A 25,854-nucleotide genomic window follows, 5' to 3' on the forward strand; every position below is an offset into this window, starting at 1 on the left:
CGATCTGACCACCGGTCCCGACATACGAAGAATGGTCACCAATGGGGGAGATTCGGTTCGCTCTGCTCGGGCCTCTGCGTGCCTGGCGGGGCGAGGAGGAGCTCACCCTGGGCCCGAAGCAGCAGCGGCTGATCCTGGCCCTGCTGCTGGCCCGCGGCGGGGAATGGGTGTCCACCGCCGAGCTGATCGACATCCTGTGGGGCGACGCCCCGCCCGAGAGCGCCGTGAACGCCACGCACCGATACATCGGCGCATTACGCCGAATGCTCGAACCCGGCCTGCCCCGACGAGCCACCGGCGCCTGGCTTCTCGGCGAGGCCGGGCAATACCGCCTCCGGGTCGGCCCCCAATCGCTGGACCTGGCCCAGTTCCGCCACGAGATGACCCGCAGCCGGCAGGCCGCCGCCCAAGGCCGGCGCGGCGAAGCCCTGGAGAGGGCCGCCCGGGTGCTGGCCCTGTGGCAGGACCGCTGCGCCGCCGGCCTCGACCCGGCCCTGACCACCCACCCCGTCTTCGCCGCCCTCGAGGACGAATGCTCACAAGCCGTGCGCGAGACCGCCGACTGGGCCCTGGCCGAAAACCACCCCAGCGCAGTGCTGATGGCAGCACGCCGCTCCGCCGACCGCAACCCCCTCGACGAAGCAATGCACGCCAAACTGATGACCCTGCTGGCCGCCGACGGCCGCACCGCCGAAGCGATCCGCGTCTACCAGAACGCCAAACACCGACTCGACACCGAACTCGGCGTCGAACCCGGCCCCGAACTCGAAACCGCCCTGCACAACCTCACCCACCAGCCGGACGAGACAACCTTCCTGCGTCCCACGGTGCGGCCGGCCCAGCTTCCCTCCGACCATGGCCGGTTCTTCGGACGAGATCGAGAGGCGGAGCAGATTCGTCACCACGCGCAAGCCTCGTCCGGCATAGTGCCGGTGATCGGCATCGACGGCATCCCCGGCGTCGGCAAGTCCACCCTGGCCATTCACGTCAGCCACCAACTGGCGCCGCGTTACCCCGACGGGCAGCTCTATCTCAACCTGCGCGGATTCGATGCCCGGCTTGCTCCGGCCGAGCCGGCCGAAGCACTGCAGATCCTGCTGGCGGGTCTGGGGGTGGCGGCGAAAGTCACCGATGACGACGCCACATTGGCGGCGATGTTGCGTAGCACCCTCGCCGACCGGCGGGTTCTGATCCTGCTCGACAACGCCGCCGACGCCGAGCAGATCCGCCCCCTGCTGCCCGGCGGCCCCGGCTGCTTGGTCATCATCACCAGCCGCACCCGCCTCACTCCCCTGGCCGTCACCGCGGGCGCAAAACTGATCACCTTGAGCATCCCCCAGCTGTCCGAGGCCCGGGCCGCATTCCTCGCCGACCCGGGCAGCTGGGACGATGCGGATCCGGCCGAACTGGACGAGATCATCGAGCGCTGTGGCCGGCTCCCGCTGGCCATGGCCCTGGTCGGCGCCCGCATCCACGGCCTACCGACGTCAGCCGTCCTCGACGACCTTCGTCACGCGCACAACAACCTCGACGCCTTCACCGACGCCAACCTGAACAACAGCCTCCGCGCCGTCTTCTCCTGGTCCTACCAGCGGCTGAGCCCGCAAGCGGCCCGGCTGTTCCGCGCCATGTCCGTACACCCCGGCCCCGACTTCACCATCGAAGCCATGGCCGCCGCCCTCGCCACCGGCGAAACCGCGATGCGCCATCTGATCGGCGAACTCCTGCGCACCCGGCTCATCACCCAGCACCGGCCCCACCGCTACCAGATGCACCTCCTGTCGGCCGCCTACGCCACCGAACTCGCCACCAAACTGGACCGGCCCGCCGAGATCGCCGCGATCCGCAGCCGGCTCTACGATCTCTACAAGGACGGCCTCGAGCAGGCGATGACCCGCGTCCAGCAGGCCCGCAAGGTCGAGGAGGCCATGGCCGCCGGTGCCATGCCGTGGCTGCTGGCCGAGCTCGACGTCGTCCAGGCCCTGATCGAGGATGCCGCCGCAAGGGGCGAGTCCGGCCGGGTCTGGCGCCTCACGCTCGGCCTGCAAAATTTCTACCACCGCACGAATCGCGTTCTGCAGTGGCGCGACGCCACCCGGTTCGCCCTGGACGTGGCCGTGGCGGCGGGTGATCGGGAAGGCCGGGCCCAGATGCACCGCTCCCTGGCCGGCGCCTACTTCGTGGCGCGAGACTACGACACCGCGCTGGCTCACCTCGTGTCCGCCCAGCAGCTCTTCGAAGAACTCGACCTGCAGCCGCAACGCGCTTTGGCACTCGCGAACGAGGCCCGGATCTGGTGCGTGCGCCGCCGGATCGACCGGGTGTCTGCCCTCTACCGTCAGGCGCTACCACTGCTGCACCGCTACGGCCTGCACCGGGCCCACGCCAACCTCCTGCAGGCGATAGCCCTGGAATACGTCGACCGGCATCCGAACAGCGCAATCATGCTCGCCCGGCGCGCGGAAGCCATCTTCGAGAAGCAGGGCGACGTGCGCGGCATGGGCATCTCCGATCACGTCTACAGCCAGGCGGCGCTGGCTCAGGGCCGCCTGGACGAGGCGCTGGAGTTCGCGAAGCGCGCGCTCTCGCACCTGACTCAGCACGAGCGGTACTCCCAAGCGGCCGTCCATGCGACGCTGGGCGACATCATGACCGCCTACGGCCGCCACGACGAGGCCCGCGAGGCCTGGCTCGAGGGGCTGACCTTCTGCGACGACATGGACGTCGACATCGCCCACCACCTCCTCGCCCGGCTGCACAGCACCGCCCGGCCCGGACCGGACTGATCCACCCGCATCACCCGAGCCTTTGTGACCGGAAGTCCTCGATCCATCGCGACGTCGCGCTCAGCCCGCCGAACGTATAGAGGTGGATCTTGACCGGCCCGTGCCGCTCGGGGTCATGGTCCCTGGCGAATTCTTCGAGGAAACGATCCGGTCCCGCGGTGGCCATCAGGTTGGCGATCGACAAGCCGTACTTCCGGGCGATGCCGGCGCTCGTGCCCACGCCGAAGCGGGCGGCGTAACGCATGAGCCGGCGGACGCCGGCCGGCCCCGGCACGCCGATCCGGACGGTTGCGGTGATGCCTCGACCGCGTAGCGTGGCCAGCCAGTCGAGGACTCGCCCGGCGTCGAAGCTGAATTGCGTGATGATCTCCCCGGAAAGACCGCGGGCCTGAAGCGCCGCGGTCTTGTCGCTCAATGCGGCCCACAGCACGTCGTCGCCGATGTCCGGATGTCCCTCCGGATAGCCGGCCACGCTGACCCGTCGTATGCCGTGCCGCTCGAGCCGGCCGGACTCGATGATCGACAAGGCGTCGACGTACGGACCCCGCGCCTCGCTGAGATCGCCGCCGACAACGAGCACGTCGTCGGCGCCGGCGGACGAGCGCAGCCCGGAAAGAAACGCATCAAGCGCTCCCCGAGAAGCCAGGCGGCGTGCGGAGATGTGCGGCACCGGGCTGAAGCCGCCCTCGCGGACCGCCTGCGCGGCGGCCACCCGAAGCTGCGCGTCCTCGGCGCCCAGAAACGTCACATTGATGCGGGTTCCGTCAGGGATGAGATCTTGGGCCGAGGTCAGATCGGCTTTGTCCTTGCCGGTCATCTCGAGAGAGAAGTCCGTCAGCAGCGCCGAAAGGACGGCGGTGGCCGGGTTGGGTTGACAACTCAATGTTCCTCCTCGACCACGGGCAGTTGTGGCCGTGACTTGTCGTATGTCGTCACGACGTAACTGATGAGCGGAGGTTCAGTCGGCGGCGGGGCTGTCCAGGCCCGGGCCCGCCGCGCCTTTGCCGAATCCCGTCCCGCCCGCGGCCGATAGGAGATGCCGTGTTGCACGTCTGCCCCGGCCGGACACGTGTCAGTGAACGGAAGGAGCACGATGGCAACCTCCAGTGAAGCCGCCTTCGCGGCCTTGTACCGGGCGCAGTACGAGGACGTACGGCGATTCGTGTCCCGGCGGGCACATCCGTCACACGTCGACGACGTGGTCGCGGAGACTTTCCTCGCCGCCTGGCGCAGGTACGGCGAACTGCCGGCCGAGCCACGCGCATGGCTGTTCGGCGTGGCCCGTAACAACATGCTCAACGCCCACCGGGGCGCCCAGCGTCAGCAGGCCGTCGCGGTGCGGATCGCCGCCGAACCGGCCCCGGCCAGCCCCGACCGGACCGGCCAGGTGGACGACCGCCTCGATGTGGCCGGCGCCTGGCGCCGGCTGGACCCGCGCGACCAGGAAGTGCTCGCGCTGCACGTCTGGGACGGCCTCAGCGGGCCCGAGGCCGCCGCGGTCCTCGGGTGCAGCCGGGCGTCGTACGCCATGCGCCTGACCCGCTCGAAGCGCCGCCTCGCGCGCGCCCTTCGCACCTCGGCCATCCCGGCCGGCCTCGCTCTGACCACCGGACAGGAGTGATCCGATGAAGCCCGATGTGACCACCATGGTGGCGCCGTACGACGTGGCGCCGCCGCATTCGCTGTCCCCGGCCGAGCACCATCGGCGCGACGACATACTCGCTCAGATCATGGCGGAGCCGCCGCTGGCGGCGGCCGCGCCGCCGGCGCCGGCCCGCCGGCGACGGCTCCCGGCCCTGATCCTCGCCGGTGGGGCCGCGGCCGTGCTGGTCGCCGGCGGCGTCGCGGCGGTCACGGTCAGCCGGGTCTCGAAGAACAGCCAGCTGCTCAGCAGCGTGGAGCTGGCGGCGTGGACCCCCACGCCGGCGAAACTCGACATGTCCAGCCCCACCGGGCGCCGGGCGCTGGACTACTGCCGACGGCATCTGACCGGCGACCGGACCGACGACCCGTCGCCCGCGGTCACCGGCGCGGATCTCCGCGGCAAAATCGCCTCGATGTACCTGACCAGCGGTCCGGACACCACCCTGTGCCTGGTCGGCAGCGACGGCGCCGGGCTCAGCGAGCTCGTCGATCCCGTGCCGGCCGGCCTGCCCGCCGACGCGCTGATCATCGACACCGCCGGCGGCCACGGCAACGGCGACGCGAGCTTCAGCTACGTGGGCGGCTTCGCCGGCGCCGCCGTCAAGGGGGTCACCCTGCAGGGCTCCGGCATCGCCGTGCGGGCCACCGTCGAGGGTGGGCGCTGGACGGCCTGGTGGCCGGAGCCGGGCGACGCGACCCTCGACGACGACGCGTCGGTCACGGTGACCTCGGCCACCGGTCGGACCCGGACCTTGCGTTACGGCGCCGTTCCCTTCTTCTCAAGGTAGCGCCCGCCGGGCGGAGGTTCAGGCCGCCCGCTGTGAACCTCGCCGTCGCCGGGCCGTCGACCACCGGTAGGCCGGCGGAGAGGTGGAGCGGATGGCGCGGTTCGTATTGGTCCACGGCGCCTGGCACGATGCCTGGTGCTGGGGCCTGTCCTGGTTCGACAGCGACCTGACGCCGTACACCGCACCCATGCGGGAGGCGATCGGGAGCCGGCGGGGGCGCGACCGCGGACGTTCGCCCGATGGAGGCCGGTCACAGCCCCTTCTGGACCGCACCGGCCCGGCTCGCCGCCGTCCTCGACGAGCTGGCCCGGTCGCCGTCCTGACGCAGACTGCTCCCGCCGGTCCCGCCGAGCCGGGTCACCTCGACATTTCGAGCCCCCGCGTCACCTCGATCGGCTTCCGCAGGGCCGTGTAGGTCGATCGATAGGCGCGCGGGATGATCAGCCGCCGCAGCCAGGCCGGCGTGTTCGCGCCGCGGCTGGTCCGGTCGGTCATCTTCGCGACGTGGTCGACCCGGGGCCGGCGGCGCTGTTCCAGCCGGGCGCCCGCCGTGTCCCAGTCGCCGTCGGCCAGGACGTCGGCCAGGACGATCGCGTCCTCCAGGGCCAGCCCGACCCCGGCGGCCCAGACCGGCGCCATGGCGTGCGCCGCGTCACCGATCAGGGCGGCCCGGCCCCGGCTCCAGACCGGGATGCGGATCTCCTCGATCGGTGAGTGATAGAGCTGCGCGGGGTCGGCGGCGATGTGGTCGAGCGCCTCACGAACCGGGTCCGGAAAGCCGCGGAACGCACGCTGCAGCCACCCGGGGTCCGTACCGACCGGGCCTCCGTCGACCGCCGAGGCATAGAAATATGCCTCGGTGTCGGACAGGGGTATGAGCAGCACCACTCCCTCCGGGCCGTTCCAGGCGGTGAAGCAGTCGAGCCCCGGATTGACGGTCATGGTCCGCCAGCCGGCCGCGCTCAACAGCGCCGCCCGGGGTGCCGCGTCACCGAGGACCTGCGAGCGGACGGTCGAATGAACACCGTCGGCGCCGACCAGGAAGCCGTGTTCCTCGACCCGCCCGTCGGCGAACGACACCTCCACCCCGTTCGGAACGAGCTGTACGAGGCGGACCTCGTCCGGCGTGCGGGACGACGGGCCCACCGGCTCGGACGCGAGCGCCGCGACGAGATCGGCCCGGCGCACGAGCCGCGGCCGGCTGCCGACCGGCCAGAACTCCTGTTCGTCGAGCTCACACAGCAGCCGGCCGGTGCGGTCGCGGTATTCGCGGCGCCGGACCGGGCGGCCCATCCGCTCGATGTGATCCTCCAGGCCCAGGACGCCCAGGGCGGCCACGGCGTTGCCGGTGAGGTGGATGGCGAGACCACCGCTCGACCGCTGCGGATCACGCTCGGCCACCTCGGCCGGCAGCCCTCGCCCGAGCAGGGCGCGCCGCAGGGCAAGACCGGCGACTCCGCCGCCGGCGATCAGTACGGATGTGTTGTCGGTCATCGGTCCTCCTTCGGCCGCGACCTGATGCCGCGGCCGAGCGGACGACGGCGCCGGTCGGCGATTGTTCAATCAACGGCGCCCGATCACCGAGGCGGGCAACTGTCAACACACTGAACCTGCGAGCCGCGTCGCCGTCCTATCTTGTGTATTCGTGCAATCGGCGGCACCGGAGGATTGAACAAGTCGTCCATTTTCTTTGAAGTTCGCTGTCACAAGGCCATTCCTACGCTGTCCCGGTAACCGCTCGGAGCGACATTTTGTCTCGCGCCGCCGCAGGTTCAGGGAAAGGCTGATTGCTCATGACCGCGACCCTTCCGGCCCTGTCGCCCCGCACAAGCCGGGACGACGACGGAACGCTGATGGAGTCGGTGCACGCGACTCACGCCCGGCCGCTGCTGCGCTTCCTGCTGGGCCTCACCCGCAACGAACGTCCCGCCGCCGAGGACCTGTTGCAGGAGACCATGCTGCGGGCGTGGCGGCACATCGACTCGTTGCCGCGCGAGGAGAAGAATGCCCGCCGGTGGTTGTTCACGATCGCCCGGCGGGTCGCCATCGACGCCGCCCGGATGCGCCAGACCCGGCCGTCGGAGGTCAGCCTGGTCGAGGCCTTCCAGTTCACCAGCAGTGACACGGCCGAGTCGGCGCTCGTCGTGGGTGATCTCGTGGCGGCTTTCGGCCGGCTGAGCGAGGCCCACCAGGTCATCCTGCGTGAACTGCACCTGCGTGGCTCCTCCGTCGAGGAGGCGGCCGAGCGGCTGGGCCTTCCGGCCGGAACGGTCAAGTCACGGGCGCATTACGCCATGCGGTTGCTCCGAAGCCGGCTCCTCGCCACCGAATAGGCCGGTCGTTACCCTCCCAGCGAGCGGGATGAGGACGACCGGACTCAACAAATTCCCGGCTTCCGGCGTTGTAGTTTTTGCAGAAGATCGCAGAAGTAAGATGCATGACACGCCGATCAAGGCCGCCCCTTGCGTTCTCGGCGTACGGTTGCCGTGACGATCTGGACGGCCGGAAGCACGGGAGAAGTGGAACCTATTCGATTCACTTTGCTGGGGCCGCTGCGCGCCTGGCGAGGGGACGAAGAGCTTCCTCTCGGCGCCAAACAGCAGCGGCTCATCCTTGCGCTTCTTCTGTCGCGCGCCGGCGAATCGGTCAGCCTGGCCGACCTGGTCGAGGTGGTCTGGGGCGACCGTCCGCCCGGCAGCGCCGTCAACGTGGTGCATCGCTACGTCGGCGCCCTTCGCCGCCTGCTCGAACCCGAGCTGCCCCGGCGGGCCGAGGGGCAATGGCTCACCGGGTCGGCCGGCAGCTACCGGATGCGGGTCACGGCCGACTCCCTCGACCTGCTGGCCTTCCGGCGGGAGGTCGAGAAAAGCCGGCTGTCGGCCGAGTCGGGGCAGCTCGAGGACGCGCTCGCGCAGATCGGCGGAGCTCTGGAGCTGTGGCGCGACCGGTGCGCGGCCGGCCTGGACGCCGCGCTGTCCGACCATCCCTGGTTCGTCGCGCTCGAGAACGAGTGCACCGGCGTCGCCCGCGAGGCAGCCCGGCTCGCCCTGCGTCTGCGGCAGCCGGCCGCGGTCCTGCCGGCTCTGCGCCGGTCGGCGGCGCGCAACCCGTTCGACGAAGGCCTGCAGGCTCAGGTCATGCTGCTGCTGGCCGCCGACGGCAACCAGGCCGAAGCGCTCACGCTGTACCAGACCGTGACGAAATCTCTGGACGAACAACTCGGCGTCGGCGCGGGGCCTGAGATGCGGGCGGCGCTGCAGTCGGTTCTGCACAGCGCCGGCGGCGCCGCGGCGCCGGCCGTCACCGAGCCCGCGGCGCGCCCCGAGCCGGAGGTGACGGCGGGCGCGATTGCCGCGAACCGCGTTCCGGCGCTGTTGCCGTCCGATCATCCCTACTTCACCGGGCGGCAGGAGGCACTCGACGAGCTTGCGGGCCGGGCCCGGCGCCGCACCGGCAGTCTCCCGCTGCTCGGCATTGACGGCATCCCGGGCGTCGGGAAGACGATCCTGGCCGTCCACCTCGCCCACCTTCTGGCCCCGGACTACCCGGACGGGCAGCTCTACGTCGATCTGCGGGGGTTCGACGCGCTCCGGCAGCCGTTGGACCCCGCCGAAGCGCTGCGCGTCCTGATGTCGGCCATGGGCATCATCGAGGGCTCGGACAGCGATGACCTCGAGGCCCGGGCCGCGCTGTACCGCAGCGTCCTGGCCGGCCGCCGGATGCTGGTGCTGCTGGACAACGCGTACGACGCCGATCAGGTCGTGCCGCTGCTGCCCGGCGCCCCCGACTGCCTGGTCATCGTCACCAGCCGTAGCCGCCTGGCGCCTCTGGACACGACGATGGGAGCCTTTCTGCTCACCCTGGACGTCCCGGGCACAGAGGAGGCCCGGGCGAATTTCGTCAACCGGATCGGGCCCGGCCGGGCCGAGACCGAAACGGCCGCCCTCGACGAGATCATCGAACGGTGCGGGCACCTGCCCCTGGCCATGGCGCTCGTCGCCGCGCGGGCCGACGATCAACCGCTCCCGGCGATCGCGGCCGAGCTGCGGTCGGCGCGGCGCAGCCTGGACGCGTTCGACGACGAGAACCTCGACAACAACCTCCGTGGCATCTTCTCGTGGTCCTACCACCGGCTCACCGCGGCCGCGGCGCACCTGTTCCGGCTGCTGTCGGCGCACCCCGGACCCGACATCACCGCCGAGTCCGTGGCCGCCCTGGCCGACATCCCCCAGGTCCAGGCGCGCGCTTTGCTGGGTGAGCTGATCCGGACCCGGGTGGTCACCCAGCACCGGCTCTATCGGTACCGGCTGCACGTGCTGGTGCGCACATACGCCGCGGAGCTGGCGGCGGCCACCGACAGCCGGGCGGAACAGACGAGCGCGGCCCACCGTCTGTACGGCTTCTACCTCGAAGCCGCGGAAGCGGCGAACCGTGCCGTCGAGGGCACCACCGGCTCGGACGCCGAGGTGGCGGACGCCATGATGTGGTTCATCACCGAGCACGAGGTGCTGCGCTCAGTCGTGGAGGACGCGGCGGAACGCGGTGATTCCACGACAGCCTGGCGGCTGGTGAGCGCCTCTCAGTTCTTCTATCACCGGTACGGCTGGTGGAGCGAGTGGCGGGACGTGGCGCAGACGGCGGTGGAAGCGGCCGAGCGGGCCGGTGATCCACTCGGCCGGGCCCAGATGGAGCGTTCCCTGGCGGGCGCTCTCTACTTCCTGGGCCATCACGAGGAATCGCTTGTCCGTCTGCGGACGGCCCAGCAGCTGTTCGAGAAGGCCGGACTGGATCCCGACCGGGCTCAGGTGCTGATGAACCTCACGCGGGTGCTGTTGAGCGAGGGGCGTTATGCCGAGGCGGTCCGGCAGCACCGGCGGGCCATCCTGATCCTGCGCGCGCACGGGTTGTCCCGGGCCGAGGTGGCCGCCCTTCAGGTCGTGGCGAACCACTTCGTCGTCGAGCGGCCCCGCGTGGCCGAGGCCCTGGCCCGGCGAGCGGCCGACCTGTGCGCCGCGATCGGCGACACCCAGGGGCTGGCCATCTGTGACGAGCTGCTCGCCCGCTGCGCGCTGGCTCAGGGCCGCGCGATCGAGGCATTGAACCATTCCGGCCGGGGCATCGAGCGGCTGGCGGGCAGTCACTTCAGAATCACCCAGGCCGAGGCGCTCACCACTCAAGGTGACATCCTCGCCACCCTAGGGCGGGCCGAGGCTGCCCGCGAGGCCTGGCGTGAGGCGCTGACGTATTTCGACGACCCCCGCGTCCGATACGCGGTCGGCTTGCAGGAGCGGTTGCGGCAGTCCGAACCGGCCTGGGAAACGGACTGACGCCGCCGAACGACCGTGCGGTGAACTCGGGCCGCCCCGTTCCGTCGAACCCCGATGTGGGCCGGCGTGCTTCCCACGCCACGTACTTCAGAATGGGGTTCCCGCTATGTCGACCGTACGTTTCCCGGCGCCTTTACGGCCCGGCGACCGCCTCGGCGTGACGGCGCCGTCCGCCGGTGTCAACGCCGCCCTGCGCCCCCGGATGGACTTCGCCGTGCGAACACTCGAGAAGCGCGGCTACGACGTGACCGTCGGAGACTGCATGAACGGCGACGGCCACGTCAGCGCCCCGCTCGCCGACCGCCGCGACGAGCTGACGGCAATGCTGCTCGACCCGCGAGTACGGGCCGTCGTTCCGCCGCGAGGAGGCAGCGTCGCGATCGACCTGCTGTCCGCGTTGGACTGGGACGCGATCCGGGCGGCGGAGCCGACCTGGCTGTGCGGATACTCCGACATCTCCACCATCCTGCTGCCGTTCACCCTGCTCACGGGCGTCGCCACGGTGCACGGGTCCAATCTGCTGGACACGCCGTACGAGCCGGCGCCCGGCCTGATGAGCTGGCTGGACGTCGCCGAGTCCCCGGGCGGGGCCGCCTTCACCCAGACGTCGCCCGGGCGCTACCACAACGGCGGCGGCCCGCCCGAGTGGTCAGCGCGGCCCGAAGCCACCGCGATCGACTACGAGTCGGCCGGTTCCTGGCGGCTTCTCAACGGCGGCAGCGACGGCGAGGTCCGGTTGACCGGCCGGCTCCTGGGTGGGTGCGTGGAGACTCTGGGCAACCTGGCCGGCACGCCGTACGGGGACACCAGCGCCTTCGCCGAACGCCACGCCCCCGAGGGACTGCTGGTCTATGTCGAGGTGGCCGGCGCCGAGGCCGACGAGGCCTGCCGGACCCTGCACGGCATGCGCCTGGCCGGATTCTTCGAACGTGCCACCGGCATTCTCGTCGGGCGCACCGCCGCGCCGTCGATCCCCACCCTGACGCAGGACGAGGCCGTGCTGGACGCGCTCGGATCGGTGGGTGTGCCGATCATCGCGGACGTCGAGTGCGGGCACGTCCCGCCCACCATGCCTTTCGTCAACGGGGCGCGGGCCACCGTCGTCCTTGCCGGCGGCGCCGGCCGCATCACCCAGACCCTGGCATGACCCAGGATCCTCACCATGCGGGCGCCGCAATGGGGTTGACGCGTGTCGCCAGCCGCGCCGGGTCCTCGGCCGCCGGGTCCGGCGACGGCCGGCGCAACAGGTCGTCGATCAGCCGGCGCGCGGCCGACGGGCCGGGGCGCGAATCAGCCGGTTCCTCAGCACGTGTGATCTTCACAGTTTCACGGTCTCTCGACCGGCAACGACCGTGCATCCGCCACCCCGCGTACATCTAACCGGCGCCGGGGTCACCATGAGATTACTCAGCGTACATGGTGAACCTTACTCAACGTCGCGCGTCGACTGGAGCATGGGCCTACGGGTCCGCCGGCAGTCACCATGGGAGATCACGCAGCATGTCGCGGACGGACGCCACAGGAATCGACTTGGTGCATCAAGTGATACGCCGAGAGGTCGGGCGGCTCTCGAGCCTCGTAACCGCCAGCGGTTACAGCAAGGGACACATCGCCACGGTGGGTGACCACATCGACTCGATCATCAATCTCATCTTCGCTACTCATCGTTACAAGGCGGAGGTCATCTGGCCGAAGCTGCTCAGCCGCAGCAGAGAGAACCTCGAGCCGTTGCTGGCCTCGCTCACGACCCAGCACCGGAGCGTGGAAAGCACGCTGCGGCAGTGCTGGCCGGCCGCGCGCCGCTGGCGCCGATCGCCGGCCGAGCGTCAGCGCTACGACCTGATCCTGCACCTCCGGTCGGTCGCCGCCGTGACCAAGAGCGGTCTGGCCCGGGAGGACATCGACCTGGTGCCCCTGGTCGTCCGGGAGCTGAGCACCGACGAGAACGACGACTTCGCCGACCGGGTGCTCCATCCGGATCCGGAGGTGAGCGCGCCGGTGGCCTTCGAAGCGCCGGGGACGCCACCGCGTTCTGCCACTCGTAGCCGGTGACCATGGACGACGTACTGGGGCCCGGCTACGAGCGGCATGTCCTGGAGCTCGGCGTGGACGAGGAAGGGCCGGTGATCGCCACCGTCGTGCGGCGATCGGCGCCCACCTCCGGCCGCGCGGTGCTCATGCTGCCCGGCCTGGCCGACTACTTCTTCCAGACGCACGTCGCGGACCGGCTGGCCGGCCAAGGGTGGTCGGTCTACGGGCTCGACCCACGTCGCTACGGCCGCAGCCTGCTGCCCGGGCAGACCCCGAACTTCTGCCGCGATCTCGCCGACTACTACCCGGAGCTGGACGCCACCGCGGCGATGATGGCCGGTGACGGCATCCGGGAAGTCCTGGTGTGGGGTCATTCGACCGGGGGCCTCATCGCTTCGGCCTGGATCGCCGACCGGCGCCCGCCGATCGCGCGCGGTTTGTTCCTCAACAGTCCGCTGCTTCAACTGCCCCTGCCCTGGATCCTCCGCGGGCCGGCGCTGCGGGCCTTGCGCCCCCTGGCCCGCCGCTTCCCGAAGGCGGCGGCGCCGCACCGGCCCGCCACCGTCTTCGCCGAGGCCACCCACCGCCGATGGAACGGCGAATGGGATTACGACCTTCGGCTCAAACCGCCCGCGGGCCACCCCGTGACCTTGGGCTGGCTCGCCGCCGTCGAACGCGCCCATACCCGGCTGCGGCGAGGGCTCAGCCTGCCCCTCCCGGTTTTCCTCGGCAGCGCCGCCCGCTCGCTGGGGCGGCATGACCCGCCGGGGTCCGCCGCCCGAACCGACGTCGTGCTCGACGTCGAGGCGATGCGCCGGCTCGGTTCCACACTCGGCGACCATGTCACGACGGCCGCCTTCCCCGGCGCCATGCACGATCTGACGCTGTCCGCCCCCGCCGTCCGCGCCCAGGTGCTGAGGCAGGCCATCGCCTGGGCCAACGCCGTGGTCTTCCCGGGCTCTTCTTGTGACAGATCATGTTCTCGTGGGTGAATGGCTGGACTCGGATCAACAGCGGGCATGGCCGGCTTTCAGATGCAGTCCGCGGTCTGGTGCACGCTGGTGGGGGTAGGTCCCGGCCGGTCCCCGGTCGGCTTCGGTGAGGCGGCGAGGCCGCCAGGGCCACGGCGCACATGCTGAGCGGGCAGGCCTCTGGCGTTGAACCGGTGGATGCAGGCGCGGACCTTACGCTCCTGACAGGACAGCCGCTGGGCGACCTCCGCCACCGTGAGCCCGTCCCACGACGAGGTGACGATCCGCGCCCGCAGAACGAGGTCGGGGTGCTCGTCCCAAGCCACCGCCGGCTCCTCGATGCCGGCTCAGAGCCTGCTCACCACGTCGACGACCTGCAACACTCCCGGCGACCACACCGCGTACTCGGCGCCGTCGCTGACTCGGGACGGCAAGGACGTCGCCACCAAGAGCTTCCGGGTGTACGTGCCTCAATCAGGCCGCCACGTGCGGCACCGGCCCGGCCTTCGCCGTCGGATTCCGCCGGTCAGGCGGGGGCCTCCTGCCGGTAGGCCAGCCGCAGCCGATCGGTACGACCGTTGTGAACGCTGTGCAGCCAGACCATGCCCGGCGGACAGTGATCCGGCGCGTCGGCCGGGTTCACGAAGTCGGTCTCCCACACCATGACGTCGCGGCTCGCGGTCGCGTGACTCAGCTTCATCCGTACGCCGGCGTCGAGCGTGTAATCGAACATCATCAGCAAGGTCGCGGAGTCACCCGTGAGGCCGCCCGACACTGTGAGCCGGGTCGCCGGGTGATAGGACGTCGGCAGCATCCGGTGGAATTCCCCGGCGTGGGCGGCTTCGATGGTGGCCGCGGCGGCATCCCAGCTCGCCGTGAAGTCCACGCCGGCGCCGGCCAGAGCCGGCGCCGCGGCCGCCTCCAGCGACTGGCGCAGGGCTTTGCGCCCGTCACGCAGCCGGCTGCGCACGGTGTGCTCGGGCAACGCGCACAGCTCGGCGATCTGCCGGTAGGACGAGTAGTCAGAGAAGTAGCGGAGCACGGTGACCTCGCGAACCGGCTCGGGCAGCGTGGCGACGGCCTGCTGAACCCTCTCGCGCGTCGCGGCGCGCTCCAGCATCGCCTGCGGATCGAGCCGCTCGTCGGCGGGCAGCAGCGGCTCGGGCTCGGCGACCGGCACGGCCCGGCGTGACCTCAGCACCATCCGGCAGTTGTTACGCACCACGGCCCGGAGCCAGGCGCCGGCCGCTTGCGGGTCACGCAGCTCCGGCAGATGTTGCCAGGCCACGAGCACCGCGTCCTGTACGGCGTCGTCGGCCTCGTCGGAGTAGCCCAGAAGAGAGATCGCCACCGCGCGCATACCCGCCCGATGCTTCTCGATCAGAACGGCGAACGCGACGTCGTCGCCGTCGTGGGCGGCGCGGGCCAGGTCAACACTCATGTATCCCACGTTACGAATGCCCGGCGCTGAACGCCGTGTCCTGCGCCATGGTGATGCTCACCTGAACCCACATCGGCCCGGGCCGTCGTCACTTGAGCTTTCCCGTGACCCCTGGCCCATGACCCGATCGCCTCCGGCCATCTCAGGCGGCCTTGTCGACGTCACCGACCGTGCTCTTGAGCGACTGCATCGCATAATGCGCCCGCGACTTGACCGTGCCCCGAGGCACACCCAAACGCTCCGCGGCCTCCTCCACCGACGCCCCCCGCAGATACAACTCAGTCAACACATTACGGTGATCCACACTGAGCCCACGAAACGCGTCAACCACACTCTGCAGCGCCAAAGCACTATCCGACGAATCCTCCACCGCCACATCGGTCGCCTCCTGCAGATTGACCTCCGCCGGCCGCACCTGACGCATCCGGGCCGCATCGATCGCGACCCGCCGGGCCACCGTGAACAACCAACGCCGAGCACTCTCCTCACCACTGGGCAACGACTCCAAATGCCGCCACGCCCGCAACATCGTCTCCTGCAGCAAATCCTCAGCAGCCGGACGCTCATGCCGGGTCAAACCCAGCAGAAAACGCATCAACGGCCGCGAGTACGCAGAAATGATCGCCTCCATCCGCGACTCCGCCTCCCGGCGACGCGGACCACTGGCCCATTCCGGTGAACACATAGAAGCCGCAGTCACAACTACCCCCAGGATCGATTCCTTCTCGACCCGAGCGTAGGAGCCACCATGTTCAAGGTTTATGGAACGCAAGTGGAAAGAAAGTGCCATCGACTGATGTCGGCCGGCTCACACAGATGACAACGGCATCCCAGGTTTAGGGTTCACATCCAACACCCAGAATCTCAGGAAACGACAAGGAGCCGGCGACACCATCGTCGCCGGCTCCTAGTGATATGAGACTGGGGTGACGGACAGCCTGCGGGGATGCTTCCGGCGCCTATGGTGAACTTCGCCGTCGCCCACACGTTCAACAGCCGGAGGGGTGCGGCCGGCTTCTAGCGGGACGCCGAGCCGTCAACCACTCCTCGGCCGCGGGGCTTGCCTCGGCACCGCCGGCCGGCATGAGGGGGCGTCCGGCCACGGTCGGCTGTCGGCGGACGCCCCCTCCCCCGATCGCAGGACCCGTCCGGCCCGGTCTACGACATGGATGAGCTCAGTGCCCATGACTCCACAAATCGTCAAGCGGCCCCTGGCACCGCCGCGGCTGACGGATGCCCCCGATTTCTCCGTGGTACCCGACCCGCGGGGAGCGCGGCACGTCGTCGGGCTGCGCCTGACCGACGACACGCGACCGCCCGGCCCGGCCCTGCTCGCTGTGCATCACGGTCTGCGCCGGCTTCGGGGAGACTACGGTCCGCGGTCGGTCGACCTGCCCGGCATCCCGGCCGGTGCGGCGCACGGTTACAGCGAGGCGTTCGGGGCGAAGGTCAGTTCCGGACACCGGACCGCTGTGCTCCGAGTGCCCGCCGGGGGTGCTCTCCGGTCAGGTCGAACGCTCCGGTCTCGCCTGGCGGGTCCGGCATGCGCTGAGCGACCGGCTCGGCGTGCGGCCGACGGCGCTGCCCGACGTGGCCCAGGTCATCGCGGTACATCCGCGCACGATCCAGCGCGGTCTCATCGACGAGGGCCTGACGTTCGCCGAGATCCTCGACTGCGTACGCCGGGAGCGCGCCGATCATCTGCTGACCAGCACCGACCTACCGCTGGCGGAGGTCGCCACCCGCCTCGACTTCGCCGAGCCCGCGGTGCTCAGCCGCTGCGCCCGCCGGTGGTGGGGCCACACCGCCGCCCTCCACCGGCAGACCCACGGGTGACTCCCCCACCGTCGCCCCGGCCGGTCACTCGATGACGGCTCCGACGTACCCGTCGGGGCGGATGGTGACGCGCTGCCCGTCGATGACCGCTTCCGCGGGCCGGCCGTCAATCAGCGCTTCTCCGGTCTCCGCCACCCGGGACCCGGCCAGCTCGCCGGGGGTGCCGTAGCGAACGTCGAGGCCGGCGAGGCGGCGGGCCAGGATGAGGGACAGCTCGGGCAGCCTTTCGACCAGGTTGCCGAGCAGGTGGCGCAGGGCCTGACCGGTCGGACTGGTCGCGGTGATCAGAGCGGTCTGAGCGAGCGTGTGCTCGGCGACGTCCTCGGCCCACGGGTGGCGTTCGTCGTGATAGGTGTCGAGCAGCTCGTCGCCGCGCCGGCCACCGATCACCTCGGCCAATTTCCAGCCGAGGTTCATCGCGTCCTGCAGGCCCAGGTTGAGGCCCACTCCACCGGCCGGGAAGTGCATGTGGGCCGCGTCCCCGGCCAGCAACACACGGCCTTTGCGGTACTGCGCGGCGACTCGGGTGGCGTTTCCGAAGCGGCTCAGCCACACCGGGTCGTGCAGGCCGAAGTCGGTGCCCCCGATACGAGTGGTGATCTCCCGCAACTCGTCCAGGGTGAGCTCACGCCGCCCGGCCGACTGATCCTGCGGGTCATAGCCGGTGAAGCGCAGCAGACCGCCGGGCGCCGGCGCCACGATCAACGCGCCCTTCTCGTTCTGCACGCCGTAGCCGGGCCTGGGCGGCGCGTCGGCCTGGACATCGCCCAGATAGGCATAGGTGTCGGCGTCGGTGCCCGGGAACTCGATACCGGCGCTGCGCCGTACGGTACTTCCCGCGCCGTCCGCCCCGATCACCCAGGAAGCGCGCCAGCCGGGGCCGTCGCCGGTGCTGACCCGTACGCCGTCCGCGTCCTGGGTCAGGCCGGTGACCGGCACTCCGCGCAGCACCCGGGCGCCGAGCTCCAAGGCCCGCTGCTCGAGGATGGCTTCCGTCCGGTTCTGCGGGAACGCCAGCATGAACGGGTACGGGCTGTCCAGGCGGGTCAGGTCGAGCCGCTCCCGCAGGAAGCCGAAATGCCAGGACGGCACCCGAACACCGGCGGACAGGAACGGCTCCTGCAGGCCGCGCATGGCCAGCTGTTCCAGCGTGCGGGCGTGCAGGCCGAGGGCCCGGGCATGCGGGGCCGGCGCCGCCGCCCGTTCCAGGACGACCGTGGAGACGCCGGCCAGTCGTAGCTCCGCGGCGAGCATCAGCCCGACCGGCCCGGCGCCAACAATGATCACTTCGGTTTCGTCACTCACCCGGACAACGCTAGAGATCGGCACCACCGCCGGCATTGATCCAGAACGACGACTTCTTGCTCACGTCCACCTTCCACAGTGACTCCGGAACTCAGCTCCAGTAGTGCCCTTTCACTCGAGTTTACGCAGGTGACAGGCCACGTACCGGGTTCGTGCCACGCTCCGCGCCCGCCGTGCCGGCGCCCGCCCGGCGAGATCAGACTCGATCACGAGACATGATCCACCACGAAAGGTCCCCGGAAATGAACAAGCGTCGCATCGTCCTGGCCGCCACCACCGCCGCGCTGGGTGTCGCCGGTCTGGTCACCGCCGGAACCGCCCAGGCGGCAACCCCCGGGCCCGGCGTCGTCGTCGACTACGCCGCCCACACCGTCAAGGTCAAGCCGACGGCCTTCCAGCCGTACAAGGACGTCAACTTCACCAATGTCAAGTGGACGTCGCTGACCGCGACCGCGGGCGACGCCACCGCGACCCGCAACGTCAACACCTGCAGCCCCGCCTGCGCCGCCGGCCACTACCAGCACACCCGCGTCAAGCTGCACTTCACCGACGTCCAGCTCTCCGACGGCCACCGCGTCTTCACCCGGGCTAAGGTCACCGACCTCGCCACCAAGAAGACCACCACGACCGCGCTGCCGGTCTTCGCGAAGTAGACGGCACCGCGGCCGGGCGCCGCGTCACAGGTGGTCGGGAAGCGAGACGCCCGGACCGAGCATCTCGATGTCGTGCCGGGCGGCCACGGCCGCCAGCGTCGCCGGGTCGACCGGCCCGTTTCCCGCCGTGGCCTCGCTCAGCTCGTGCACGAAACGGTCGAAGCCGGCCGGCGTGTGCAGGGTCAGGTACCGCACCGACGGGCTGATCACCGCGAAACTGTGCGGGATGCCCCGAGGCAGAACCGCCACGTGGCCGGCCGCCCCTTCGTGGCGCTGATCGCCGACTTCGATGAGCATCTCTCCCTCGAGGAGGATGAACGTCTCGGTGGCGCGCAGATGCCGATGCCGCGGCGTCGAGTGTCCCCGGCCACCGGTGCTCTCGACCACGGTCAGCTCACCCATGGTCTGCTGTTCCGTCGCCAGCATCCGGGCGTTCGAGTTTAGCAAGCGGTAGACCGGCTGATCGTCCGGAGTCGTGAAAACTGCCATGACACACCTCCTGATAGCTCCTGCTGGGACCGACGAGCGGCCCGGACGGTCGTTCGACGCGCCAACGGTTTGAGGCACGGCCCACAGTCACCCGGTGAACGTTCTCCGGTTCGTTTCGTCGAACCGGTCATGGAGAAAGAGACTTCAGTGGTCGACTCGATCGACGACCTGGCCCCGCAACTGGCCAACAATCGCGCCTACTGGCTCGGATGGGGCAGCGACTCCGACGTCGACGCCGAGCTGCCGATCTACCGCAGCGATCTCCCGCACGGCATGCTCAACGGAGTTCTCCGGGCCCGGGACATCGACATCGACACCGCCGTGAGCCGCGCGCGGGAAGCACTCGCGGGCACCAGCTGGCTGTGGTGGTACCACGGCGTCGACAGCGACACCGACGTGGCCGATCTGCTGGTCGCCCGGGGCGCCACCCGCGTGGGCACGGTCCCCGTCATGGCGGCCCGGCTGGCCGACGTGCCCGACGTGCCGGCGCCGGCCGGCGTGCGTATCGAGCCCGCGCAGACCGGCGAGGAGCTGGCCGCGTTCGCGGCGACCTACCTGGTGCCGAACGGTATGAGCACGGACCAAGCGGCGGCCGCGACCAAGGTGGAGATCGCTCGCGACAGCCGCTACGAGCAGCAGCACCGGTACGTCGCCTGGATCGGCGACGAGCCGGTCGCCTGCGGCGCGCTGTCGGTCAGCCATGGCGTGGCCGGGGTCTACAACATGGCCACCAAGGCCGAGTTCGAGAGCCGCGGCATCGCCACTGCGCTGGCCGTACGGCTGCTTCGCGACGCGCGCCGGCAAGGGCTCAAGGTGGCTACTCTGACGGCCAGCGCCCGGGGTGCGGTGGTCTACCGGCGCCTGGGATTCGCCGACGTCAGCGAGTACCAGCTCTTCAGCCTGTGACCCGGGACCATGGACACCGGGACATGGCCGCTGGCCGGGCTGACCGTCTGGGTACGGGATCTTCAGCTACGCCTGCCGACGCCCGCTGAGATCTCGCACCTTGCCCGCGATGCCGGCGCCGAGCCGTACGACTCGTCGGTTCCGTTCCTGGCCGTCGCCGAGGACACCCCGCTCGCCCGGCAACGGCGCACGGCTCAGGCCCATTGGGCGGCGATGGGCCAGTGGACGCCCGCCAAATGGGCGCTCATCCTGGCCGCGTCGGTCGACGGGACGCCCGTCGGCCTGCACAACATCCGGGCCGAGAACTTCGCGGTCCGGGCCGAGGTCGCCACGGGTTCATGGGTTCGCGGTCAGGACCAGGGCAAGGGTTTCGGGACCCTGATGGCGGCCGGCGCGCTGCACCTGGCGTTCGAGGGCCTCGGGGCCGGCTCCGCCGTGTGCGAGATCCGCACGGACAACACAGCGTCGCGGCGCGTGGCCGAGAAGATGGGCTACGAGCCGGACGGGATCGAGCGACGGGCGGTGAACGGGCAGATGGTCGAGTACAACCGGTACCGGCTGTCGGCGAGCCGCTGGCGGCAGCTGAGAACCCTCCGGGTCGCTGTCACCGGTCTGGCCGCCTGCCGGGACATGTTCGGCTGACCCGACAGCGCCGGCGCGTACGGTCATCGCTCTGCGGCCGCGGGCCGCGCCGCACACCTGCGGCGCGGCCCGCGGAGCCGCCGGCATCACCTCACCCGAGGGTGATCCGGGCCATGTCGTCACGGATGGAGATCATGCTCTCCAGCGGCTGCCCGAGCGACAGACCTCCATCCACCACCAGGTTCTGTCCCGTCATGTACGAGCTCGCCTCGCCGGCGAGATAGACGGCCGCACCGGTGACATCGGAGCCGAAGCCAGGCCGGGGAATGGCCTGCATCGACTCCGCGCGGTCGCGCGCGTAGGCGGCGAGCGCGTTCAGCCGGGCTTGGGCCTGCTCCTCGGACGCTCCCGCGGCCTTGCCGAAACGCGTGGTCGCGATGAAACCCGGGGAGATGCTGTTCACGCGGATGCTGTGCCGGCCGAGCTCGGCGGCCGCCCACTTGGTGAGGTTGACCAGAGCAGCCTTCGAGACGGAGTAGGCGACGCCGGCGTAGACGACCCGGTCGCCGGTGATGCTGGCGACGTTGATGATGCTGCCGCCCGTTCCCTGCCGGCGCAGGTGACCGGCCGCGTGCTTGATTCCGTACAGCGCGCCCATGACGTTGACCTCCTGGGTGGCGCGGAAGGCTTCGGCGTCGACGTCCTCGATGCTGCCCAGCTGTGAGGGTGATCCGGCGTTGTTGACGAGGACGTCGAGGCGGCCGTGCCGCTCGACGGTGCGGTTCAGCAGCTCGGCCACCTCGCCCTCGATCGAGACGTCGACGGCCATGAAGGAGGCGCCCGCCCCCAGCTCCCCGGCCGCCGCCTCGCCCTCGGGCCGGCGGCGCCCGGCCAGCACGACGTGCGCTCCCTCGGTCACGAACGCGCGGGCGATGTCCAGTCCGATGCCGGTGGCGGCCCCGGTGACGACGGCCACCTTTCCCTTCAGTACGTCCACTTCCCTGCTCCTTCAACGTCGTATCCGCTGTCCAGAGGGGACGACGCGGGCTACGGGCACGGGTTCAGCGTCGTGACCGGTGAACCTCGAACTGCGCCATCCGTCACCCGGGCATGGCTTCCGTCCCCAAGTCGTCCTGGCGGTAGGAACGGGTGCCTCCGGCCGTGTGGACGACGATCCGGAAGGCGCCGGTGACGCCGGCCTCGTCACCCGGCCACCACGCCGCCCACCACCCGTTGCGAGTGGTCGCCTGCACCGTCCGGCCGTCCGGGAGCGCGATGTCGACACCGGTCACGCCGGCGCCGACCCGGCCCGCTGCTTGCGAACGCCACCCGGCCGGCCCGGTCCTGGTCGCCCACATGCCGCCGCCCAGTGACACTCGGCCCGCCCCCGGCACCGGAGGCTCCACGTTCCCGTCGCCGGACAGCCGGTCGGAAGCGGGCGAGGAGGACGGGCCGTCCCCGGAGAAGCAGTCGACCAGCGGGCCGCCGCTCACCCACATGATCAGGAACGTCGACCGACCACGGCGCTCGGACAGCACCAGCCGGCCGGGTGGGCCGCCCCAGTTCCGGGCACACGAGGCGGCCACTGCCAGCGCCTGGGTCTCGGGCAGGTCCTGCGGCACAGGCGTCCACGAGGCATACGCGGTGTCGGCGCTCGGCAGCACAGTGGGCACGACCAGGATCCCGCCCACGCCCAGGACGGCCGCCGCGGCCAGACCGATCGCCAGGCGGCGGCCTCGGGGGCGGCGTCTCGCGACCGGGCCGGGCCGGGCCATCTGCTCCTCCAATCGGGCCAGCGCCCGCGCCTGCCGCTCCGGCGCGGGGTCGGGGCTGCGGGCCGGGTCCAGGGTGGCCAGCCGGGTCAGGTCGTGATCCATGTCTGCTTCCCAATCGTGTCGCCGGGGTGTACGGGTTCCAGAGCGCGGCGCAGCCGCTGCCGGGCCCGCCCGAGCCGCATGGTGAAGGCCGATCGGCGGCAGCCGAGCACGGTCGCCGCCTCGTCGCCGGTCAGCCCGTCAAAGGCGACCAGCGCCAGCACCTCGCGGTCGGCGGCGCTGAGCGTCCACCAGGCCCGGACCAGATCGATGCGGTCCGGCGCGGCGTCCGCCGCGGCCGGCACGTCCTCGACCATTCGCAGGTCGACCGCGCCGTGCCGGCGCAGCCCACGGTTCTGGTTCGCGATCGTCTTGCGCGCCACGCCGAACAGCCACGGCCGGGCGTCCTCCGGCACGTCGGCCCATCGCCGCCAGGCCACCAGGAACACCGTCGCCACGACGTCCTCCGCCTCCGCGGGCGGCACCCGGCGTTCCACGAACCGCAGCAGGTCCGCATACATCGCGGCATGCAGCTGCCGGAACCGCTCTTCGTCACCTTCCATACCAGTACCTGTCCGCAGCCGCCTCATCTGCCACTTCCCAGAACGACGAGATTTCGGACGGCCCGGTGATCTCCTCGGAGAGCGGAACGATCCGCCATGCGCACGGGTCTCAGCCGGCCACGGGCAACCCCGAGACGACCGCCTCCACGAAGGCGCCGGGCTCCTCCAGATGGCCGTAGTGGCCACTGTTTTTCAGCACTACCAAGCGGGAGCCCGGGATACCGTCGTGGAGCCGGCCCGCCCACCGGGGCCCGCAGATGAAGTCCTGCGCGCCGACGATGATCACGGTCGGAACCGTGATCTCGCCCAGCCGGGCCCGCGCGTCGAACGAGCGTGCGTCCTTGGCCCGCCCCGGATCGACGAAGGACCGCTGGCGCGCGAGCAACGGCGCCAGCCGCTCCCGGTGGGCCCAGAAATCACCGAAGTACAGCGGCTTCACCGCGCGCGTGCGCACGGCGGCCGACTCGTCGCTGTCCGGCCTGCTGAAGAACGCCTCCACGGCGGCGACCGCCTCCGGTTGGTCCTTGTGGCGCTCCCCGAAGACGATGGCCGCCTCGCCGGCCGCCTCGACGAACTCCTCGTTCAGCACGGGAGTGCTGTCGTAGAGGACCAGGCCGGCCACCAGGCCGGGATGGTCGAGGGTGATCTGCTGGGCGACACACCCGCCGTACGAGTGCCCGAGCACGTATACGGGGCCAACTTGCAAGTGCTCGATCACCGCGGCGAGAAAGCGCACGTAGACGTCCATGCTGTACGCCGTCGGGTCCGGCAGCCGACCCGATGCCCCGGTGCCCACGGGCTCCACGTACACCATGGTGAAGTGTTGCTCGAGCCCCTCCGAGCGGAGGGTCTCGTAGGAGGCGCCCGGGCCTCCGGAGTGCGCCACCATGACCGGCCCCCGTCCGGCCGTGTGGAAGACCTGCCGAACGCCGTCGAGGACGATCTCGTGATCACCCGAAGGGAGCTGCCGCTGAGCGGAATGAGTCATTTCTCGGACCTCTTTCATGGTGCTGGATCCCCCATGGTCAGACGGGCCGCCACGTCCGGCGTTCAGAACCGTGTTCCGGGATTCCGCTCACCATTTCAGGGAGTCCGAGCCGCCGTCGGCGGCGATCGACAGGCTCAGCTCCCGCCAGCGGGCGTCGTTCTCGTCGCGGGCCCGGGCCGCCGCCTCCGCGTACTGCACCGCGTCGGCGCCCAGCAGGAGCCGCAGCGGGGGCTCGGCGATACCGGCCACGCGCAGGATCGCCTGCGCGGCTCGCGCCGGGTCCCCGGGCTCACGACCACTGTTGTCGCCCAGCGCCCGCGCGATGGCGCCGGCCGTGGCCTCGTACTCGGGGCGGATCCGGCCCACCCGGCGTGACGTGCCGTTGTAGTCGGTGCGCAGCCCACCGGGCTCGACGATGGTGACTTTGATGCCGAACGGGGCGGCCTCATTGGCCAGGGCCTCGGACAGACCCTCCACCGCCCACTTCATCGCCTGGTGCACGCCGAAGCCAGGAGCTCCCACCCGGCCTCCGATGGACGCGATCTGGATGATGTGCCCCGATTCCTGCTCCCGCAGGATCGGCATGGCGGCCCGGGTCACGCTGAGCACCCCGTAGAGGTTCGTGTCGACCTGGCTGCGGAAGTCCTCGTCGGTCACGTCCTCGACCGGCGCGATGCTGCCGAATCCCGCGTTGTTGACGACGACGTCGAGCCGGCCGAACCGTTCGACCGCGCACTGCAGGGGGGCGGTAGCGGCGCCGGGGACGGTGACGTCGAGCTCCGCGGCGGCGATGCGATCGCCGTACCGGGCGACGAGGTCGGCCAGCGTCTCGGGACGGCGCGCCGTCGCCATCACCGCGTCTCCCGCCTCGAGCGCGGCTTCGACGATCTGACGGCCCAGTCCGCGCGAAGCGCCGGTGACGAACCATGTGCGTGGCATTTCTCCTCCTAATGACTGACTGGTCAGTCAACGTAGCTCGCTTTGTGGGGAGAAGCCGCCGGACCAATGTCGGCCCGCATTCGAAAAATCCCTTTTGGGCGGCCTGGACGGACGAATCCCGGCGAAGTTCACGTATGCCTTCTCACAGCGGCCGGGTCGTCCCCACCCGATAGTTAGAATGGGCCGGTGGCGCGCAGTGTCGATCAGACGAAGGACCGGATCGTCGAGGCGGCAACCGCCGAGTTCTCCCGGCACGGCATCGCCGGCGCGCGCGTCGACCGCATCGTGGCGGCCGCCGGTTGCGGCAAGGGTCTGGTCTACAACTACTTCGGCAGCAAAGATCTGCTGTTCGACGAGGTGTACCACCGGCTGGTGACCGAAGCCGTCGAGGCGGTCGAGTTCTCCGCCGACGACCTCCCCGGCTATGCCGTCGCCCTGTACGACCATGTCCGCGACAATCCCGTGGTGGCCCGGCTCACCACCTGGCACCAGTTGGAACGGGGCCCGTCCCCGGATCCGGTGGCGCAGGCGTCGAATCAGCGGAAACGCCGGGCGCTGAGCGAGGCGCAGCGCAACGGAACGGTCGACTCGTCCATTCCGCCCGCTCATCTCCTGGACATGATCGTGGCGCTCGCCATGATGGGCGCCGGGGCCACGACCGACGGCGCCCGGTTGAAGGAAAGCCTCCGTCACACCGTCGAGAAAATGGTCGCCCCGACACACCGCGAGTGAACCACCCCATGTCGCAGCCGTCGAATCGGTGAGAAAGATGTTCGGGCCGGTCCGACAGA

At 70.5% G+C, this 25,854-nt stretch carries 26 protein-coding genes; 13 read left to right on the forward strand and 13 right to left on the reverse strand.

The genetic code is table 11. The features are described 5' to 3' along the window. Positions 1-41 precede the first annotated feature (41 nt). Complete coding sequence (locus tag AB0J66_RS29745) at positions 42-2,786, forward strand: BTAD domain-containing putative transcriptional regulator (protein WP_364667423.1); 2,745 nt, start codon at positions 42-44, stop codon at positions 2,784-2,786. Positions 2,787-2,796: 10 nt separating this feature from the next. Here AB0J66_RS29745 and AB0J66_RS29750 read toward each other — a convergent pair whose 3' ends face one another. Further along, positions 2,797-3,669, reverse strand: a complete 873-nt coding sequence (locus tag AB0J66_RS29750) for a methylenetetrahydrofolate reductase (protein WP_364667424.1) — start codon at positions 3,667-3,669, stop codon at positions 2,797-2,799. Positions 3,670-3,879: 210 nt separating this feature from the next. Here AB0J66_RS29750 and AB0J66_RS29755 point away from each other — a divergent pair, with 210 nt between their 5' ends. Both AB0J66_RS29755 and AB0J66_RS29760 read left to right on the forward strand, forming a co-directional pair. After that, entirely contained in the window at positions 3,880-4,407 is a 528-nt protein-coding gene (locus AB0J66_RS29755) for an RNA polymerase sigma factor (RefSeq protein ID WP_364667427.1), read from the forward strand. A 4-nt stretch (positions 4,408-4,411) separates the two neighbouring features. Beyond that, the gene (locus AB0J66_RS29760; RefSeq protein WP_364667430.1) at positions 4,412-5,218 is read left to right on the forward strand and encodes a hypothetical protein; all 807 of its coding nucleotides are present in this window, start codon (positions 4,412-4,414) and stop codon (positions 5,216-5,218) included. 357 nt (positions 5,219-5,575) lie between these two features. Here AB0J66_RS29760 and AB0J66_RS29765 read toward each other — a convergent pair whose 3' ends face one another. Beyond that, complete coding sequence (locus AB0J66_RS29765) at positions 5,576-6,712, reverse strand: FAD-dependent monooxygenase (RefSeq protein ID WP_364667433.1); 1,137 nt, start codon at positions 6,710-6,712, stop codon at positions 5,576-5,578. Positions 6,713-7,011: 299 nt separating this feature from the next. Here AB0J66_RS29765 and AB0J66_RS29770 point away from each other — a divergent pair, with 299 nt between their 5' ends. From AB0J66_RS29770 to AB0J66_RS29780, 3 genes are all read left to right on the forward strand, one after another. Further along, positions 7,012-7,551 carry a sigma-70 family RNA polymerase sigma factor gene (locus AB0J66_RS29770; protein ID WP_364667436.1) on the forward strand — a complete coding sequence of 180 codons (540 nt, stop codon included), beginning with the start codon at positions 7,012-7,014 and terminating at the stop codon, positions 7,549-7,551. A 186-nt stretch (positions 7,552-7,737) separates the two neighbouring features. After that, positions 7,738-10,545 (forward strand): BTAD domain-containing putative transcriptional regulator, encoded by a 2,808-nt coding sequence (locus AB0J66_RS29775; protein WP_364667439.1) that lies wholly within the window; start codon positions 7,738-7,740, stop codon positions 10,543-10,545. 106 nt (positions 10,546-10,651) lie between these two features. After that, positions 10,652-11,692: a S66 peptidase family protein gene (locus AB0J66_RS29780; protein WP_364667441.1), complete on the forward strand. Its 1,041-nt coding sequence runs from the start codon at positions 10,652-10,654 to the stop codon at positions 11,690-11,692. A 10-nt stretch (positions 11,693-11,702) separates the two neighbouring features. Here AB0J66_RS29780 and AB0J66_RS29785 read toward each other — a convergent pair whose 3' ends face one another. Continuing rightward, complete coding sequence (locus AB0J66_RS29785; protein WP_364667444.1) at positions 11,703-11,867, reverse strand: hypothetical protein; 165 nt, start codon at positions 11,865-11,867, stop codon at positions 11,703-11,705. A 220-nt stretch (positions 11,868-12,087) separates the two neighbouring features. Between AB0J66_RS29785 and AB0J66_RS29790 the strand changes: the two genes are divergently transcribed. Both AB0J66_RS29790 and AB0J66_RS29795 read left to right on the forward strand, forming a co-directional pair. Continuing rightward, positions 12,088-12,597 (forward strand): hypothetical protein, encoded by a 510-nt coding sequence (locus AB0J66_RS29790; RefSeq protein ID WP_364667446.1) that lies wholly within the window; start codon positions 12,088-12,090, stop codon positions 12,595-12,597. A 2-nt stretch (positions 12,598-12,599) separates the two neighbouring features. Continuing rightward, the gene (locus AB0J66_RS29795) at positions 12,600-13,568 is read left to right on the forward strand and encodes an alpha/beta hydrolase (RefSeq protein WP_364667449.1); all 969 of its coding nucleotides are present in this window, start codon (positions 12,600-12,602) and stop codon (positions 13,566-13,568) included. A 38-nt stretch (positions 13,569-13,606) separates the two neighbouring features. Here the strand turns inward: AB0J66_RS29795 and AB0J66_RS29800 are convergent, their stop codons facing one another. The 3 genes from AB0J66_RS29800 to AB0J66_RS29810 form a co-directional block, all read right to left on the reverse strand. Then, positions 13,607-13,873, reverse strand: a complete 267-nt coding sequence (locus AB0J66_RS29800) for a helix-turn-helix domain-containing protein (protein ID WP_364667452.1) — start codon at positions 13,871-13,873, stop codon at positions 13,607-13,609. Positions 13,874-14,073: 200 nt separating this feature from the next. Beyond that, positions 14,074-14,988: a sigma-70 family RNA polymerase sigma factor gene (locus tag AB0J66_RS29805; protein ID WP_364667455.1), complete on the reverse strand. Its 915-nt coding sequence runs from the start codon at positions 14,986-14,988 to the stop codon at positions 14,074-14,076. Between the two features lie 142 nt (positions 14,989-15,130). Then, on the reverse strand, positions 15,131-15,619 hold the full coding sequence (locus tag AB0J66_RS29810; protein WP_364667457.1) for a sigma-70 family RNA polymerase sigma factor: 489 nt from the start codon (positions 15,617-15,619) through the stop codon (positions 15,131-15,133). Between the two features lie 863 nt (positions 15,620-16,482). On the opposite strand from AB0J66_RS29810, the gene AB0J66_RS29815 reads away from it, so the two are divergent. Then, entirely contained in the window at positions 16,483-16,824 is a 342-nt protein-coding gene (locus AB0J66_RS29815; RefSeq protein ID WP_364667460.1) for a helix-turn-helix domain-containing protein, read from the forward strand. Between the two features lie 24 nt (positions 16,825-16,848). Here AB0J66_RS29815 and AB0J66_RS29820 read toward each other — a convergent pair whose 3' ends face one another. Beyond that, on the reverse strand, positions 16,849-18,129 hold the full coding sequence (locus AB0J66_RS29820) for an FAD-dependent monooxygenase (protein ID WP_364667463.1): 1,281 nt from the start codon (positions 18,127-18,129) through the stop codon (positions 16,849-16,851). 242 nt (positions 18,130-18,371) lie between these two features. Between AB0J66_RS29820 and AB0J66_RS29825 the strand changes: the two genes are divergently transcribed. After that, positions 18,372-18,782, forward strand: coding sequence for a hypothetical protein (locus AB0J66_RS29825; RefSeq protein WP_364667465.1), 411 nt, complete (start codon positions 18,372-18,374; stop codon positions 18,780-18,782). Between the two features lie 24 nt (positions 18,783-18,806). Here the strand turns inward: AB0J66_RS29825 and AB0J66_RS29830 are convergent, their stop codons facing one another. Further along, a complete protein-coding gene (locus AB0J66_RS29830) occupies positions 18,807-19,271 on the reverse strand; it encodes a cupin domain-containing protein (protein ID WP_364667468.1) in 465 nt (154 codons plus the stop codon). 147 nt (positions 19,272-19,418) lie between these two features. On the opposite strand from AB0J66_RS29830, the gene AB0J66_RS29835 reads away from it, so the two are divergent. After that, the gene (locus AB0J66_RS29835; RefSeq protein WP_364667471.1) at positions 19,419-20,177 is read left to right on the forward strand and encodes a GNAT family N-acetyltransferase; all 759 of its coding nucleotides are present in this window, start codon (positions 19,419-19,421) and stop codon (positions 20,175-20,177) included. Positions 20,178-20,186: 9 nt separating this feature from the next. Next, complete coding sequence (locus AB0J66_RS29840) at positions 20,187-20,819, forward strand: GNAT family protein (protein WP_364667473.1); 633 nt, start codon at positions 20,187-20,189, stop codon at positions 20,817-20,819. A gap of 91 nt (positions 20,820-20,910) precedes the next feature. On the opposite strand, the gene AB0J66_RS29845 is transcribed toward AB0J66_RS29840, so the two are convergent. The 5 genes from AB0J66_RS29845 to AB0J66_RS29865 all read right to left on the reverse strand — a co-directional run bounded on the left by AB0J66_RS29845 (position 20,911) and on the right by AB0J66_RS29865 (position 25,063). Continuing rightward, entirely contained in the window at positions 20,911-21,756 is an 846-nt protein-coding gene (locus AB0J66_RS29845; RefSeq protein ID WP_364667475.1) for an SDR family oxidoreductase, read from the reverse strand. A gap of 103 nt (positions 21,757-21,859) precedes the next feature. Next, positions 21,860-22,636, reverse strand: a complete 777-nt coding sequence (locus AB0J66_RS29850) for a hypothetical protein (protein ID WP_364667478.1) — start codon at positions 22,634-22,636, stop codon at positions 21,860-21,862. Further along, on the reverse strand, positions 22,621-23,136 hold the full coding sequence (locus AB0J66_RS29855; RefSeq protein ID WP_364667481.1) for a sigma-70 family RNA polymerase sigma factor: 516 nt from the start codon (positions 23,134-23,136) through the stop codon (positions 22,621-22,623). Before AB0J66_RS29855 ends, AB0J66_RS29850 begins: the two co-directional genes overlap by 16 nt. Before the next feature lie 109 nt (positions 23,137-23,245). Beyond that, the gene (locus tag AB0J66_RS29860) at positions 23,246-24,124 is read right to left on the reverse strand and encodes an alpha/beta hydrolase (RefSeq protein WP_364667482.1); all 879 of its coding nucleotides are present in this window, start codon (positions 24,122-24,124) and stop codon (positions 23,246-23,248) included. A gap of 87 nt (positions 24,125-24,211) precedes the next feature. Next, the gene (locus AB0J66_RS29865; protein WP_364667485.1) at positions 24,212-25,063 is read right to left on the reverse strand and encodes an SDR family NAD(P)-dependent oxidoreductase; all 852 of its coding nucleotides are present in this window, start codon (positions 25,061-25,063) and stop codon (positions 24,212-24,214) included. 186 nt (positions 25,064-25,249) lie between these two features. On the opposite strand from AB0J66_RS29865, the gene AB0J66_RS29870 reads away from it, so the two are divergent. Next, positions 25,250-25,795, forward strand: coding sequence for a TetR family transcriptional regulator (locus AB0J66_RS29870; RefSeq protein WP_364667488.1), 546 nt, complete (start codon positions 25,250-25,252; stop codon positions 25,793-25,795). Positions 25,796-25,854 lie beyond the last annotated feature (59 nt).

Source organism: Actinoplanes sp. NPDC049598, from assembly GCF_040675435.1.
Classification (GTDB): domain Bacteria; phylum Actinomycetota; class Actinomycetes; order Mycobacteriales; family Micromonosporaceae; genus Actinoplanes.